The sequence below is a fragment of the Enterococcus sp. ZQ21 genome, assembly GCF_030053755.1.
Taxonomy (GTDB): domain Bacteria; phylum Bacillota; class Bacilli; order Lactobacillales; family Enterococcaceae; genus Enterococcus_B; species Enterococcus_B lactis.
This window is the reverse complement of the sequence record NZ_CP125658.1, coordinates 241,917-257,177: the sequence shown is the minus strand read 5'-3', so window position 1 is coordinate 257,177 and position 15,261 is coordinate 241,917. Positions and strand designations below refer to the sequence as shown.

The following is a 15,261-nucleotide window of genomic DNA, read 5'->3' as shown; positions in this document are numbered from 1 at the left end:
TTCTCATGAACTACTTTTTTTCTTCCCACTTCTTTTCCCCCTAAATTCAATGATTAACATATTTTCCCCTATACATATGTTATTCTTAATTAAATATTAAACTAAAAACAAATAAAAAGCCATTAAAATAGAATAGGTTGCGTCAAGAATTATGTGTAAATGGAAAAGCCCATTCTGTTGATCAAGTTAAAACATTGATTCTAATGTATCATGTATTTCTTTAAAACCTTTATGAACTCGGCATAGAAACTTTTGATTATAGTTGTTGAATTGAGATACTAGAAATCTCTCCAGAGATTCTTCATTAGGAAATTGCTCTTTTCTTTTGGTATATTTCTTTAATTGTTTGTTAAAACCTTCAATCAAATTAGTTGAATAAATAGTTCTTCTGATTGACGGAGGGAAATTATAAAAGGTTAATATAGCAGGATCCATGAGCAATTTAACCACTCGTGGATACTGCTTTTTCCATTTATCTATCATAAACCTTATTTGATTATTTGCTTCTTCTTTTGAACTTGCTTGATAAACTAATTTGAAATCGCTACAGATTTCTTGTCGATCACTAACACGAACCTTATGAGCGATATTTCTAGATATATGGACACAACATTGTTGAAATTGAGCATTTGGATAAACACTATGAATACTATCGTTAATGCCACTTAAACCATCAGTTACGACTAATAAAACCTCTTTTAAACCACGGTCTTTTAGGTCTTGAAGAATCTCTTTCCAAACATAAGCAGATTCAGTTGGAGCAATACTAAACCCAAGAACCTCTTTGGTTCCATCTAATCGAATGCCAATTACAATATAAACTGCTTCTTTTGAAACAGTTTGTCTTTTTAAAGGAATGTGAGTAGCATCCATAAAAATGACAGAGTATCTGGATTCTAAGGACCTTTCTTTAAAGGCAATAATATCTTCAGAAACTATTTTAGTCATATTTGAAATGGTTTGTGGCGTATAGTGATACCCGTACATTTTTTCAATCAATTTAGAGATTTCAGACATAGTAATTCCTTTTTGAAATAGCTGAATAATAGTGGTTTCTAAAGAGTCATTGGTTCTTTTATAAGCTGGTAAAGTTTGTTGAGAAAACTTACCATTTCTATCTCTAGGAATCACCAAATTTAATTCTCCATACTCTGTTCTGAATGAACGTAAATAATTCCCATTACGGGAATTAACTGAATTGAACCCAGCACGATCATATTTTTCATAATCAAGAAAAGCTGTTAATTCAGCCTGCAATAATGAATTAACAGCTAATTCTAAATGACATCGAAATAATTCATCTAAATCACCTTTATTGATTAGTGTTTCCATAATTTCTGTAGTAAAATCGTTCATATGGAAGTCCTCTTTTCTGTGAATGTGTTGTGGTAACTCTATTCTACAGAAGGGACTTCCTTTTTTCTATTTACACAAAATATTTTACACTCTCTCGTTTTGAACTCATAATCGTTGTTTTTTGTATTATTTTTTATCATATAAACTAAAATATTTGATTAAATATCAGTTGTTTTGATTCTATATTAGATCATCTTTATCTTTCAATAACAAAAGACAGCTAAATTATTTTTATTATAATTTTAAACAAATGCCTCTTTTCAACTCTCGTTAGTCTTCTTATTCTCATAAAAATAGATTACTCTCCTCTAATGAGTCGAATAATCTTAATACATGCTAGACATTTTTTTGATTCAAAAACGCTTTAAAATTCCCTAAAAAATTTCTCTTCATCAATATCTAAAATATTTTCCCATTCATTAATCATAATATCCACGCGGTCTCTTAATCCATATAAAAGTTCTAAATCAAGATGACTAATTAATAAGTCTAGTAAAGCAAGTTCTTTTGCTGTTTTTTTATAAGCTTCTTCAATCTTACTAAAACTCTCTCTATCATCACTTTTGCTTGAATCTATCTTGTCAGATTCTGAGAAATATTTATCAAAAATTAACTGACCAACTTTTGACGAAACTTGAACTAACTCTTCTGATTCATTGTTCATGACAGTCAATTGAACCTTCTCAAAGAGTTCATAGTTAAGCAAATCAGTGTATTTAAAATGCTGATTATATTCTTGTTTAATTAAATCTTTGAGAGCGCGAATTGTAAAATTAAGTTAGAAAAATAAAAAGGCATTTATGGTACACTCAAATTGTATTTCCGACGAAAGAAAACACAGGAGTGTAACCATAAATGACCTACAAACATCTTACCATAGACGAACTGACAATGATAGAATCATATTATCTTCAACATAATAAGCCGGTTGAAATCGCTAACCGAATGGGACGTGCTATACAAACTATTTATAATGTAGTCAATAAGTTCAAGCAAGGCAAGACTGCTCTTGATTATTGGCACCAGTATAAAGAAAATAAGAAAAAATGTGGTAGAAAAGTCATTCAATTACCTGCTCATGAAGTAGATTACATTAAAGAGAAAGTCACTCTTGGTTGGACGCCTGACGTCATTATCGGGCGAAAAGAAAGGCCTGTTTCATGCGGTATGAGAACACTTTATCGTTTATTTTCTAAAGGAATATTTGATATTGACACACTACCGATGAAAGGTAAAAGAAAACCCAATGGCCATCAGGAAAAACGGGGAAAACAACAGTATCAGCGCTCAATCCATGATCGACCTGATAATTATCCTGATTTCAATTCTGAGTTTGGTCACCTTGAAGGTGATACGATCGTTGGCATTCATCATAAAAGTGCCGTCATTACTTTAGTTGAAAGATTATCTAAAGTCATTATCACGATTAAACCCAACGGCCGTAAGGCATTAGATATTGAAACTGCCCTTAATCAATGGTTTTCTCGCTTCCCTAAAAACTTCTTTAAATCTATTACGTTTGACTGTGGAAAAGAATTTTCTAACTGGAAAGCCATTAGTAACCAACATGATATTGATATATATTTTGCGGACCCTGGAACACCTTCTCAACGCCCATTAAACGAGAATTCTAACGGGATTCTGCGTCGTAATGGACTGCCGAAATCAATGGATTTTAGAGAAGTGAATCAGACATTTATTTCCAGTGTCAGCAATCAACGTAATCATATTCCAAGAAAATCATTGAATTACAGAACACCAATCGAAATATTTTTGAGCTATGTACAAGAAGCATTTTATTCTAGCTTAATTTGACAAATCATATTAAATATTTCATTCAAAGGATTATGAGTATAATTTTTAAAAAAATATGATGCATTGAACCTTCCATTAATTTTCCCATATCCAAAAATTTCATTGCTTTTCTTGAAAAATAAAATTAAATTTTTATATTTTTCAAGAATTTCACTTCCTAAGTCACTGACCATATAAAATGTCATATATTTGGAATGTTTTTTAATATCTTCATCAGAAATCGTTGACTCTGCTTCTAAGATAAGTAAGTCTTTCGTTAATTTGTCCTTTCGATTTAAAAGTTGCTTTATATCAGAGACTGTCAAATACTTCAAGAACTCTTTTGGTGTATTTTCTCGAATAAAACCAGCTCTTAAAAGTCTCGAAATACTTGAATGAATGTTGATTTCCTTAGTATTTAAATGAAGAAAGAAATCACCCTTTGTGATCAACTTATTTACATTTTCTTTTAAAACAGGTTTATTAATCATATTATATAAAAGGTAAATATCATCAGCATTATAGTCCGGCATAGTAGAGAGTGTAAAATATTTTGTGTAAATAGAAAAAAAGGAAGTCCCTTCTGTAGAATAGAGTTACCACAACACATTCACAGAAAAGAGGACTTCCATATGAACGATTTTACTACAGAAATTCTAAAGACTCTAGCGAACAAAGGCGATTTGAATGAATTATTCCGTGTCCATTTGGAAAAAGCTGTCAATACGCTTCTCAAAATGGAGTTAACGGCTTTCCTCGATTACGAAAAGTACGATCGCATTGGTTTTAACACGGGTAATTCTCGTAACGGCTCCTATGACCGTACGGTCAAGACCGAGTACGGGGAACTTCATCTCCAGATTCCGCGCGACCGCAACGGCGAGTTCAAGCAACAGACTGTTCCCGCTTATAGACGGACGAATGATACCTTAGAGGAGACCGTCATTCACCTCTTCCGAAAAGGTATTACCATGTCGGAAATCGCAGACTTGATTGAGAAAATGTATGGGCATCACTACACGCCCCAAACCATGTCCAATATAACAAAATCATTTACAGAAGAGGTAACGGCGTTTAAAGGGCGGGAGCTTCATGACAGTTATGCTGCTATTTATATGGACGCAACGTATATTCCGTTAAAGCGGAAAACCGTCGCCAAGGAAGCTATTCATATCGCAGTTGGCATTCGCCCGGACGGATCAAAGGAAGTATTGAGCTATGCGATTGCACCGACTGAATCCATCACGATTTGGGAGGAAATTTTATTGGACCTTCAAGAGCGCGGTTTGAAAAATGTCCTCCTGTTCATCACGGATGGCTTAAAGGGGATGGTAGGAGCGATTAGTCGGTTCTATCCCAAAGCTCGTTTTCAACATTGTTGTGTACACGTTTCCCGTAATATCAGTCACAAAGTGCGTGTCAATAATCGTAAGGAAGTCTGTGATGATTTTAAAATGGTGTATCAAGCCTCGTCTAAAGAGGTGGCGTTGGAAGCACGTGGTGCTTTTGCGAAAAAATGGAAAACCAGCTATCCAAAAGTGGTTGAATCGATTCTTTCGAACGATCACTTGCTCACTTTCTATGATTTCCCCTTGGCCATACGCAAGAGTATTTATTCTACGAACTTGATTGAATCCTTTAATAAGCAAATCAAGAAATACAGCCACCGCAAGGAACAGTTCCAAAACGAAGAGTCGATGGAACGTTTCTTAGTCTCGTCTTTTGATACTTACAACCAAAAATTCCTAGGTCGCAGTCATAAAGGCTTTCAACAGGCCGAAGGCGAACTTGAACAAATGCTAAGCCAACTGATTGAGAATTAGAAACAATCTACAGTAAGGAGGAACCATTTACACAAAATTATTGACGCTCCCGCATAGTAACTCCTCCATATATTTTTTTATAACTAAAATTCTAACATTTTCATAGAAAAATTTTCCACAAAAATAGTGTTTTTATCGTTGACAAAACTTTTAATATCCTAATATTTTGCACGCGCTCAATTTACTGTCTTTCTTTCTATAGTTATTCTCTCTCATCCAATTATAAAAATATCATTATTTGTGGTATGGAGCCCCCGCATTAATCCGGAAGGCACGGTAGATTTGCTCGACGAGGATCAGACGCATCAATTGATGTGGATACGTCATTTTGCCAAAAGAGATCTGAGCATTGCTTCTTTTCATGACGGCTTCGCTGAGTCCTAAAGAGCCGCCGATAACAAAAACAAGGTGGCTTTTTCCTTGGATACCTAATTGGTCGATTTGTTTAGCAAAAGATTCGCTTGTGGGATTTTTCCCTTCAATTGCTAAGGCATAGACATATTCTTGTTCTTTGATTTTCGCTAAGATTCGTTCTCCTTCTTTTTCTTTTACTTGTCTCATTTGCGCTTCACTTAAATTCTCCGGGGCTTTTTCGTCAGGAACTTCGATCAATTCGATTTTTGCATAGGCATTCAGCCGTTTGACATACTCATTGATACCTTGGATCAAGTATTTTTCTTTTAATTTTCCTACTGAAATAATTTTGATATTCATGTTTTCTCTCCTTTGATCTTCACGCTCACTTTGTTTATTATAATCAATTTTTTCGTCTATATGTTTATTTTGGCTATTTTTGTTAAAAAGATTTCCCCAACAGTTATGCACAATATCCACAGGTTTATCCACAGAAAACAGTGTTATTTTACCTTATTTCATCACATTTATTAGGCAAACATACGTTTTATAAGAATTTATCCACTTTATGCACAGGCTGTGGATATGTTTTATCCCTTATTTTTCCAATTCTATCCGCGTAGTTTTACACAGTATCTGTGGAAAAAGAAAATCAAATATTTTCATCTGAAAACAATGATTTTTCCTAAAGTTTTTCATAAAAAGTTCACAGTCTCAAAGTAGACTAAAGTCAACAAATAAGACTATACTAAAAGTAGATAAATGAATGTAATTGGAGGAGGAACACATGGATAGAAAAAATGTGACACCAAAGATGAAAAAAAATAAAAATAATAGCCTCTGGCGTAAGTTGGGTCTGGGGCTTGTTGGAGGGATCGTTGGAGGACTACTGACAGCTGGCATTTTTTATGCAGCGATGGGCACTGGCAACAATAGTTCTACTGCTACAAGCGGCAATCAAAATTCAGCCGGTGAAACAGTTGTCGAAAATGTCAAAGTCAATGTAGATTCTGATATCACCAAAGCGGTAGATAAAGTTCAAGACGCTGTCGTTTCTGTTATCAACTTACAAAGTCAAAATCAATCAAGCGGTTTTGGCGGATTATTCGGGCAGCAAGAAGAAAGTAGCAGCTCAGATGATAGTAATTTGGAAGCTTATAGTGAAGGAAGCGGCGTGATCTACAAAAAAGACGGGAATACTGCTTATGTAGTCACAAACAACCACGTAGTAGATGGACAGCAAGGTTTGGAAGTCATGATGAAAGACGGGACGAAAGTAAAAGCTGAATTAGTTGGAACAGATGCTTATTCAGATTTAGCGGTGTTGAAGATCAATTCAGATAAAGTCGAAACGGTTGCCTCTTTTGGTGACTCAAGCGCTCTGAAGGTTGGTGAACCTGCGATTGCGATTGGTTCCCCATTAGGATCTGAATATGCGAATTCTGTCACTTCAGGAATCATTTCTTCTTTGAATCGACAAGTAACAAGTACGAATGAATCGAACGAAACAGTCAATATCAATGCGATCCAAACAGATGCAGCGATCAACCCGGGAAATTCTGGTGGTCCTTTAGTGAATATCGAAGGACAAGTTATCGGTATCAACTCAAGTAAGATCGCAAGTACTTCTGAATCGACTTCTAATGTAAGCGTAGAAGGAATGGGATTTGCTATTCCAAGTAACGATGTAGTGAATATCATCAATCAACTGGAAAAAGACGGAAAAGTGACACGTCCAGCTCTAGGTATCACAATGGTCGACTTATCTGCCGTTTCTACTCAGCAACAAGAACAAATCTTGAAGATTCCTTCATCTGTAACTAACGGTGTCATCGTGACAAATGTCCAAACAGCTACACCGGCTGAAAAAGCTGGATTGAAACAATATGATGTCATTACTAAGATCGATGACAAAGAAGTTTCTTCTGGCGTAGAACTTCAATCTGCTTTGTATAAGAAAAAAGTGGGAGATTCTGTCAAAATCACTTACTATGAAGGCTCAAAAGAAAAAACAACTACTGTTGAATTGACGATCGATCAATCGGCATTAAAACAAAATCAAAATAGTGAAAATTAATAAAAAAAGAGGTTGTGACAAAGACTTGTCACAACCTTTTTCCTACGATTAGTCAAGTAAAAGGTGTAAGAAAAATAGCTCGTAAACGAAAGCGACAAAATCAAGGCACACCAAATAAAGCCCCGTTCGTAAAAAATTTTCGATCTGGGCAAAGAAGTGGTATACTGTAAGTGGTTTAGTTAATGGTCCACTGAGACCGCGTACGCATAGTCGTACTCTGTATGTGCCCTAACCATAGCGTGCATACATTTCAGAAGCTTGTTCATACAAGCAACTGTGGCAACCTTATCTTTCTTAGGGATAGGTTGCTTTTTTAATTTGTAGTAATAATCGACAATATGATTAGGAGCTGCGCGTTGCTGGCGAATCATATTTCGAATGGTGAAGAAAATAATTTTCCGTGCTTTGGGATTACCACGCTTATTGATGCGGTCTTGGCCAGTATACTTACCTGAATGATACCGTCGGATGTCGATTCCGACAAAGGCATTCAATTGTTTATGGGTTTCAAATCGTGTGATATCTCCTAATTCACCGAGCAATAAAGCGGCTGTGAGTGCGCCAATCCCAGGGAACGTTTGGTACAACAAAAAGCAAGGAGAGCCTTCGGCTTTTTTGATCATTTGTGTCGCCAGTGCTTCTTTTTGTTCGAGTAAATCTTGGAGAAGTTCGGCGTAATAGATCGTTTTTTGACAGTGGATACTGTCTTTTTCAACAGCTGGATAGGCACACTGTGCATAGTGGATGATTTGATTTGCCTTTTGCTCGGCACGATTCGCGGAGATTTTTTTCCGTGTTTCGTTGATCAGTTTATTTTTTATTTTTGTTCGAGTAGATGCCAATACAAAATCTGGATGGGGAAAAAGACGGATCAATGTCAATGCATAAGGGGTCAGCCTGTTTGAAAAGAACTGTTCAAGCTCTGGAAAAGTCAACTGAAGGCAGTTGTGTAAATCCATGCGCAGACGAGTGATTTTCTTCTCAATTTCTTGATAAAAACGGGCTAAATCGCGCATCTCTAAGTAAAAATTGCTTTGTACTTCTTTTGGTTGACGTTGATTTTTAAGATGAGTCTGTGCGAGCCGATGGGCATCCGATTTATCTGTTTTCCAACTGCGTAAAGTGCTTTCTTCCATCTGTTTTTTCGCTTCTAACGGGTTTAACAAACAGTAAGAAAAGTGATGATCTTGAAAGAACTTTTCGACTGGTCTGGAATAAATCCCCGTTGTTTCAAAAACAATCAATGGACGTTCAGGCAAGTGCTGGATCTCTTCGAGTAATGCATGAAATCCTCTTTGAGTGTGTTCGATCTCGTCTTCAAATAAGCAGGTGTCGTCTTTGTATAGGACACTGTAGCTGTGTCCCATTGAAACATCTAATGCAAGAATGTAAGGCATTTGTTTTCCTCCTTTTTAAGTTTTGAAAGAACTTTACTGTTTCATTTCGATTCCAATTTCCTATACACGGGCTCATGGCCCAACATACGTAAACCTGATTCTAAAATGACAGTAAAGAAGTTCGGTTTTTGATAGGGACTCGTAGTCCTCAAGGCTTTGTTCGAACTTTCTTTCACTCTTCACTATAATCTAAAAATAGAAAATAGAGGGGAACATCATTCGTCAATGATGTTCCCCTCTAATCTTAGTATGTTTTAAATGGTGTTCTTCTGCCAACTTCTTGTGACTCAGAGTGAAACGGCAGGCTCACAACCTCTTTATTTTGGAAATGCTTCTCCGACTACGGCATCCTCAGGCAATACTAAGATTCCTTTTTTTTCTGGAGCATTTGGCAAATGCAATTCACGAGCGGAACAGATCATTCCATAGCTGTCTACCCCTCGCAAAGTTCCTGGCCAAATCATCATGCCATCCGGCATCATGGCTCCTGGTTTTGCAACGACAACTTTTTGTCCAGCTTCGATATTTGGTGCACCGCAAACGATTTGTAATACTGTCCCATTGTCTACTTCTGTCTCAGTAATCGATAAATGATCAGAGTCAGGATGCGGGACGCATGTTTTGACATATCCGACAACGATCTTCGGTTCACGATCAGCTTCAAGCTGTTCTTCGAATCCTGCTTCTTTGATCAATCGATTCAATTTCGCTAATTCTTCATCTGTTAAGCTTACTTGGCCGTTCCCTTCGATTGTTAGATGATCGGAGATATGGAAAAAGTTCCAAGCAACAACTTGACCTTGTTCATCTTTGATCCGAGCAACATTCCATTTACGTTCAACAGTGTTTTCTGTTCCTTTATCGTCGGCTATGATAACCATCAAAGTGTCTCCGACGTGTGCTTTGTTATAAGCAAAAATCATGTTCTTTCCTCCATTATCCTTTGCTGAGATTTATCTTAACAAAAAATTGCATTCACTGCATGAGATTTTTTTCATGCTTTATTTCCGAAGAAGCTTCTTCTGGAACACCATTTATTCGTAACAAGGGACTGTGACAAGACTTTTGTCACAGTCCCTTTACTGTTTTAGTGAATTGATTAAAAAGATTATACAAGTTCCACTTGCTTAATTACTTGGCTGTTCTTCTTCGTCAGAAACGATCAAGACATCACAAGGTGAATGACGTATAACGTAGCTGGCTACACTTCCTGTCATAAAGCGTTCGACTGCATTTAGTCCAGACTGCCCAACCATGATTAGATCGATTGCATATTTTTTTGGCAATTTGACTGCCATGGATTCACGAACAGAGCCGTAGGCAATAATTCCTTCTATATTTGTGTAATCAACAGATTTTCCATATTCTTTACATTCTTCGATCATTTGCTTGGCTGTTTCAGTTTGCTGATCGACTAGATTTTGATCAATAGGAGCATAGCCCATAAAGTTATAAAATTGCTGATCGATTACGTTTGCTACATATACTTTCCCATTATTACGGCGAGCCACTTCTACCGCTTTTTTGAAAGCAGCAAGTGCTTGTTCACTACCGTCGATACCTACTAAAATGTTCTTATATTCTTGATTCATCTTGACCCCTCCTAACAGATGTCAGCCTTTTATTACACTTTCTAGGAACGATTCGATTTCCTGTTTTGTTTTACGATCTTTATTCACTAGACGACCTAATTCTTTTCCGTCTTGGATCACGACAAAACTTGGGATACCAAAAATGTTCCATTCAGCGGCTACATCTATGTACTTGTCACGGTCTACTTCAATAAATTGCCAATCAGAAAAGTCATTTTCGATTTCAGGCATTTGCGGTTTGATAAAACGGCAGTCTCCGCACCAGCCGGCAGTAAAGAAAAATACACTCTTTCCAGTTTCTACGTAGCCTGCTAATTCTTCTAAACTATTTGGGATAATCATTCTTTTTCCTCTACTTTCTCTTTATGTATTTTTCAATTAAATTATACACCTTTCTTACGAACTAACAAACATTGATCCTCTTTTTATAAAAAAAATCTGACAAAAGGTTGCTTTTGCCAGATTTTATAGTTTTACTATCGCGTTATTTTCCGTATACGATCGTGTTCACTGTTGATTTATCCAAACCTTTCAGTGTTTGAATCAACATTTCTCGTGCAGCTTCAAAATCGCGAATACTGAACATCGTTTGATGCGTATGGATATAACGTCCCACTACGCCAATCACTGTACTTGGGATTCCTTCATTTTGTGTATGAGCAGCACCTGCATCTGTACCGCCTTTTGAAACAAAGTATTGATAAGGGATATTGTTTGTTTCAGCAATATCCAGCAAGTACTCACGCAAACGAGGAAGCATGATCAAACCTGGATCTTGGATACGCATCAATGTACCTTCTCCTAAATGTCCGAATGTGCCATTTTTCGTCACTGTGTCATCTGCTGCAGAGCAGTCTACTGCAAAGAACAGATCTGGCTTGAATTTATTGACAGAAGCTTTAGAACCACGTAAGCCTACTTCTTCTTGGACATTCGCGCCTGCAATCAATGTATGACCTAATGTTTCATTTTGTAACGCTTCTAAAGCTTCTAATACCATTGTACAGCCATAGCGGTTGTCCCACGATTTGCTGATGATATTCTTTCCGTTGGCTGTTTTGATCGTTTCAGCATAAGACACAATTGTGTCTCCTGGAAGGACACCGTAACTCATTGCCTCTTCTCTTGATTCAAACCCAGCATCGAACAAAATATCTGTTACTTCTACTGATTTTTGTCCGCTTGTTCCTCGCAATAAATGTGGGGGAACGGAAGAAGAAATACATGGATAATTCTTACCAGTAGAGGTTTTAAGTGTAAAACGTTGAGCAGAAACAACGTAAGGGTTCCAGCCGCCTAGAGGTACGACTTTGAAAAGCCCGTTTTCTTGGATTTGTGTCAGCATGAATCCGACTTCATCCATATGTGCTGCGACCATTACACGAGGTGCATCCGCTTCTTCATGGTGGCGCAGCCCAAAAATGCCGCCCAAACCATCTAATTGTAACTCATCTACCAGCGGTTCCATATGACTTTCCATATAGGCGCGAACGTCTTGTTCAAAACCGCTTGTTCCTTGTAATTCTGTTAACTCTTTGATTCGTTGAAATGTTTTTTCTTCCATATGCTATTCGTCTAAATTTCAGACTAAACTCCTCTCAGACTTATATTGATCTGCGGATAAAATATGATTTTTTCTGCAGACCGATCGTATTTATTATAGCTTATTTTTTCTGGTAGCGGTTATTTATTTCAAAGAAAATATGAGAGTGTGGTAAAATAAGCACAAGGAGTAGCAAGTGAGAAGAAGGAGGTATATCCACATGTATGAAGAAAGCGAATTAAGCTATTTTAAAGGCGGGTTAGCCGTTGGGATCGGTCTAGGATTATTGAGCGGGGTAGCTTCAACGATTTGGTATCATCGCAAAAAAGTATTGTCAGCAGACCAAGTGCTTGAAAATATCAAAACATCTTTTTTAAAAGAAGGCGCAATCGAAGGTTCTTGGATCTCTTTTGAAAAAGAACCTATTCGAAAATTCGCCGTTCGGTCGAGTGCTTATCGAGGTGGGCTTTCTCGGATAGAAGATGGCGAAACTGTTTATTATGAATTTTTAGCAGATGCTCATACAGGAACCGTATTAGACATTTCAAGAAAAAAGGGCGCAATAGATTAATACGTCAAAAAAATGAAATAACGAATACGCACCCACTATCTAAAAGAGAGGTCTCCTATCCTTCTTTTATAGTGGGTGGTTTTTTAGACAGGTCTTTTTAAACACATATTCCAGTATTTTCTTTTTAAATAAATGATATTTAGCGGGAAAAACTAGCATTTACTTTGATTATGAGGTATTTTTAATTCAGCTTTTGTTTTCTATAGTTAAGGAGAGTGAAAAATGGAACAACAAGAAAAAATTGCTGTTCTGATTCCTTGTTACAATGAGGAAGCAACAATTTCAACAGTCATTGCAGACTTTAAACGAGAATTACCAGAAGCAGATATTTATGTCTATGATAATAATTCGACCGATCGAACATACGAATTGGCCGTTCAAGGTGGAGCAATCGTAAAGAAAGAACCACGTCAAGGAAAAGGGAATGTGATCCGTCAAATGTTCTTTGATATTGATGCCGATTATTATTTGATGGTAGATGGCGATGACACTTATCCCGCCGAAGCTGTACATGGTTTGCTTGAGAAATTACGTTCTGGCGAAGCAGATATGGTCATTGGCGATCGTCTATCAAATGGAACCTACTTTGATGAGAATAAGCGTCCTTTCCACGATTTTGGAAATAACCTTGTTAGAAATACAATTACTAGAATGTATAAAACAAAAATTCTTGATGTCATGACCGGCTATCGAGGATTCAATCGAATTTTTGTCAAAAGCTTTCCTATTATGAGTTCTGGTTTTCAAATCGAAACAGAATTGACGATCCATGCTCTAGATAAAAAATTCAAGTTCGTTGAGATCCCAATCGAATATCGGGACCGACCAGAAGGCAGCGAATCAAAATTGAATACATTCTCTGACGGATTCAAAGTGATCATGATGATCATCAAAATGTGCAAAGATTATAAACCTTTGCTTTTCTTTGGGATCTGGACCATCTTCTTCTTTTTATTTGGATTGGTCACGGGGATTCCTGTGATTCGTGAATATATGCTGACAAGCTTCATTACACGCATCCCTTCTGCGATTTTAAGTACTGGATTGATGACTTTAGCCCTTCTTTCATTAGTAACAGGACTGATTTTGGATACGGTCGTCACGAACGCAAAGAAAGAGTACGAGCTGAATCTATATCACGTGTATCATGAATACCATAGTAGAAAGTAAAAAAAGGATCAAGGCTGCAAAGATAATTTGCAATTCTTGATCCTTTTTTAATTAATTATTTTGCCAAACGGTAGATAGCATCTGCATAGATTGCTGTTGCTCTGAACAAGTCATCAAGACTCATAAATTCGTTTGCTTGGTGCATTGTATCAGTATATCCTGGGAACATCGCTCCATAAGCAACGCCACGTTTCAACAAACGTCCGTAAGTTCCGCCACCGATGATTTGTTCGTAGCCTTTTTCTCCAGTGTGGTCTTCATAGACTTGCAATAATGTAGCCACCAATGGATCATCCATTGGTACGTAATGTGGTTCCATTACGCGAGCACCTCGAGTAACTGTTGCGCCTTCTTGGCCCACTGTTTGTTCGATGTCACTTTGCAATCCGTCTACTGTTACACCTTTTGGAAAACGGAAATTCATATTGATGAAGTTCGCTTCCTCTGTACCATTCTCTTCAAAAGCAAACAGTCCAGCATTCATTGTCAATTTGCCCATTTTTTCATCTTCATAAGCGACTCCTAGTTTTTCTCCATAGAAATCTTCATGGACATAAGCAGCTGCTACATGGATAAATTGTTTAGCAGATCCTAAGAATTCATAGTTATCTAAGAACAATGCCAAGAAAGAACCTGCATTGATACCAGATTGTGGGCTTGCACCATGTGCACCTTTACCAACTAATTCGATTTTTACATACGTATTGTCTGCTTCAATCGTTCCGCTTACTGGATTGGCTTCGATGAATTGGTAAAATGCTTCTTCCATCGCGATAGCTGTATCTGCACTTGGTACTTGAAGTGCTGCAGTTGCTGTTCCTGGCACCATGTTTTCGCGAAGTCCGGAAACAAAAGATTTCAATACATAATCTCCTGCATTGTCGCCTTTGAATCGTAAAGCTAAAGAAACATTTCCTTTTTCACCATTGATGATTGGAAATTCAGCATCTGGCGAGAAACCAAAATCTGGTTCTTCTTCATGTTCGAAATAATAAGCCATATCGCCCCAGCCGCTTTCTTCATCACTACCGACTACGAAACGCACTTTTTTCGATAGTTTCAAGTCAAGCTCTTTAATGATTTTCATCGCATAGTAAGCTGCCATACTTGGGCCTTTATCATCACTTGATCCGCGTGCAAAGATCTTTCCATCCTTGATCACTGGTTCATAAGGATCTGTGTCCCAGCCATCTCCTGCAGGAACGACATCCATGTGTCCAAATATCCCTAGTATTTCGTCTCCTTCGCCAAGATCAATATGCCCTGCATAGTTATCGACATTTTTTACTTTAAATCCATCACGTTCACCATAAGCTAACATATGTTTCAATGCGTCGCGAGGTCCAGGTCCAAATGGTGCATCTGGTGTTACTTTTGAGTCGTCTCGCTCGCTGTTGACACGTAAAAGATTTTTTAAGTCTTCAAGCAAGTCTTCTTTACGTGCTTCTACTTCTTTTTGCCAATCAATTGTCATAAAGTTAATCCTCCACTTATTTAAGTCTTCGTGTTCATGATACCACAAATTACAGAAAAAAATAGTTCAAAAAATCTGACAATTCCTTTTCTTATCTGTTTTTCTCTAAA

The 15,261-nt window shown here is 37.1% G+C and carries 15 protein-coding genes; 5 read left to right on the top strand and 10 right to left on the bottom strand.

The window, feature by feature from the left end:
• Positions 1-186: 186 nt before the first annotated feature.
• On the bottom strand, positions 187-1,356 hold the full coding sequence (locus QK255_RS01255) for an IS256 family transposase (RefSeq protein ID WP_194967690.1): 1,170 nt from the start codon (positions 1,354-1,356) through the stop codon (positions 187-189).
• A 364-nt stretch (positions 1,357-1,720) separates the two neighbouring features.
• Positions 1,721-2,020 (bottom strand): hypothetical protein, encoded by a 300-nt coding sequence (locus QK255_RS01250; RefSeq protein WP_270275644.1) that lies wholly within the window; start codon positions 2,018-2,020, stop codon positions 1,721-1,723.
• 191 nt (positions 2,021-2,211) lie between these two features.
• Between QK255_RS01250 and QK255_RS01245 the strand changes: the two genes are divergently transcribed.
• Positions 2,212-3,171: an IS30-like element IS6770 family transposase gene (locus tag QK255_RS01245; RefSeq protein WP_002293280.1), complete on the top strand. Its 960-nt coding sequence runs from the start codon at positions 2,212-2,214 to the stop codon at positions 3,169-3,171.
• Here the strand turns inward: QK255_RS01245 and QK255_RS01240 are convergent.
• Positions 3,153-3,683 (bottom strand): hypothetical protein, encoded by a 531-nt coding sequence (locus tag QK255_RS01240; RefSeq protein WP_270275646.1) that lies wholly within the window; start codon positions 3,681-3,683, stop codon positions 3,153-3,155. The genes QK255_RS01245 and QK255_RS01240 overlap by 19 nt on opposite strands.
• A 99-nt stretch (positions 3,684-3,782) precedes the next feature.
• Here QK255_RS01240 and QK255_RS01235 point away from each other — a divergent pair, with 99 nt between their 5' ends.
• Positions 3,783-4,973, top strand: a complete 1,191-nt coding sequence (locus tag QK255_RS01235) for an IS256-like element ISLgar5 family transposase (RefSeq protein ID WP_002329145.1) — start codon at positions 3,783-3,785, stop codon at positions 4,971-4,973.
• Positions 4,974-5,207: 234 nt separating this feature from the next.
• Here QK255_RS01235 and rlmH read toward each other — a convergent pair whose 3' ends face one another.
• Entirely contained in the window at positions 5,208-5,687 is a 480-nt protein-coding gene (rlmH, locus tag QK255_RS01230) for a 23S rRNA (pseudouridine(1915)-N(3))-methyltransferase RlmH (protein ID WP_002287841.1), read from the bottom strand.
• Between the two features lie 427 nt (positions 5,688-6,114).
• Here rlmH and QK255_RS01225 point away from each other — a divergent pair, with 427 nt between their 5' ends.
• Complete coding sequence (locus QK255_RS01225; RefSeq protein WP_002290101.1) at positions 6,115-7,404, top strand: S1C family serine protease; 1,290 nt, start codon at positions 6,115-6,117, stop codon at positions 7,402-7,404.
• Between the two features lie 179 nt (positions 7,405-7,583).
• Here the strand turns inward: QK255_RS01225 and QK255_RS01220 are convergent, their stop codons facing one another.
• The 5 genes from QK255_RS01220 to pepA form a co-directional block, all read right to left on the bottom strand.
• Positions 7,584-8,801, bottom strand: a complete 1,218-nt coding sequence (locus QK255_RS01220; protein ID WP_283341572.1) for an IS110 family RNA-guided transposase — start codon at positions 8,799-8,801, stop codon at positions 7,584-7,586.
• Between the two features lie 317 nt (positions 8,802-9,118).
• Complete coding sequence (gene ytpR / locus QK255_RS01215) at positions 9,119-9,724, bottom strand: YtpR family tRNA-binding protein (protein WP_002292634.1); 606 nt, start codon at positions 9,722-9,724, stop codon at positions 9,119-9,121.
• Between the two features lie 204 nt (positions 9,725-9,928).
• Complete coding sequence (locus tag QK255_RS01210) at positions 9,929-10,393, bottom strand: universal stress protein (protein ID WP_002292633.1); 465 nt, start codon at positions 10,391-10,393, stop codon at positions 9,929-9,931.
• Positions 10,394-10,414: 21 nt separating this feature from the next.
• Positions 10,415-10,735 (bottom strand): thioredoxin family protein, encoded by a 321-nt coding sequence (locus QK255_RS01205; protein WP_002292632.1) that lies wholly within the window; start codon positions 10,733-10,735, stop codon positions 10,415-10,417.
• 142 nt (positions 10,736-10,877) lie between these two features.
• Positions 10,878-11,957 (bottom strand): glutamyl aminopeptidase, encoded by a 1,080-nt coding sequence (gene pepA, locus QK255_RS01200; RefSeq protein ID WP_002292630.1) that lies wholly within the window; start codon positions 11,955-11,957, stop codon positions 10,878-10,880.
• A 199-nt stretch (positions 11,958-12,156) separates the two neighbouring features.
• Between pepA and QK255_RS01195 the strand changes: the two genes are divergently transcribed.
• On the top strand, positions 12,157-12,507 hold the full coding sequence (locus QK255_RS01195) for a PepSY domain-containing protein (RefSeq protein WP_002292629.1): 351 nt from the start codon (positions 12,157-12,159) through the stop codon (positions 12,505-12,507).
• 222 nt (positions 12,508-12,729) lie between these two features.
• Positions 12,730-13,677, top strand: coding sequence for a glycosyltransferase family 2 protein (locus QK255_RS01190; RefSeq protein WP_002292628.1), 948 nt, complete (start codon positions 12,730-12,732; stop codon positions 13,675-13,677).
• 55 nt (positions 13,678-13,732) lie between these two features.
• Here QK255_RS01190 and pepV read toward each other — a convergent pair whose 3' ends face one another.
• A complete protein-coding gene (gene pepV, locus QK255_RS01185; RefSeq protein ID WP_002292627.1) occupies positions 13,733-15,151 on the bottom strand; it encodes a dipeptidase PepV in 1,419 nt (472 codons plus the stop codon).
• Positions 15,152-15,261: the final 110 nt, after the last annotated feature.

Bases quoted from the DNA above. Each gene is read 5' to 3' on its own strand.
- QK255_RS01225 (WP_002290101.1), top strand. From the start codon at position 6,115: ATGGATAGAAAAAATGTGACACCAAAGATGAAAAAAAATAAAAATAAT.
- QK255_RS01220 (WP_283341572.1), bottom strand. From the start codon at position 8,801: ATGCCTTACATTCTTGCATTAGATGTTTCAATGGGACACAGCTACAGT.
- pepA (WP_002292630.1), bottom strand. From the start codon at position 11,957: ATGGAAGAAAAAACATTTCAACGAATCAAAGAGTTAACAGAATTACAA.
- QK255_RS01245 (WP_002293280.1), top strand. From the start codon at position 2,212: ATGACCTACAAACATCTTACCATAGACGAACTGACAATGATAGAATCA.
- QK255_RS01195 (WP_002292629.1), top strand. From the start codon at position 12,157: ATGTATGAAGAAAGCGAATTAAGCTATTTTAAAGGCGGGTTAGCCGTT.
- pepV (WP_002292627.1), bottom strand. From the start codon at position 15,151: ATGACAATTGATTGGCAAAAAGAAGTAGAAGCACGTAAAGAAGACTTG.
- QK255_RS01205 (WP_002292632.1), bottom strand. From the start codon at position 10,735: ATGATTATCCCAAATAGTTTAGAAGAATTAGCAGGCTACGTAGAAACT.
- QK255_RS01250 (WP_270275644.1), bottom strand. From the start codon at position 2,020: ATGAACAATGAATCAGAAGAGTTAGTTCAAGTTTCGTCAAAAGTTGGT.
- QK255_RS01240 (WP_270275646.1), bottom strand. From the start codon at position 3,683: ATGCCGGACTATAATGCTGATGATATTTACCTTTTATATAATATGATT.
- QK255_RS01210 (WP_002292633.1), bottom strand. From the start codon at position 10,393: ATGAATCAAGAATATAAGAACATTTTAGTAGGTATCGACGGTAGTGAA.
- ytpR (WP_002292634.1), bottom strand. From the start codon at position 9,724: ATGATTTTTGCTTATAACAAAGCACACGTCGGAGACACTTTGATGGTT.
- QK255_RS01235 (WP_002329145.1), top strand. From the start codon at position 3,783: ATGAACGATTTTACTACAGAAATTCTAAAGACTCTAGCGAACAAAGGC.
- rlmH (WP_002287841.1), bottom strand. From the start codon at position 5,687: ATGAATATCAAAATTATTTCAGTAGGAAAATTAAAAGAAAAATACTTG.
- QK255_RS01190 (WP_002292628.1), top strand. From the start codon at position 12,730: ATGGAACAACAAGAAAAAATTGCTGTTCTGATTCCTTGTTACAATGAG.
- QK255_RS01255 (WP_194967690.1), bottom strand. From the start codon at position 1,356: ATGAACGATTTTACTACAGAAATTATGGAAACACTAATCAATAAAGGT.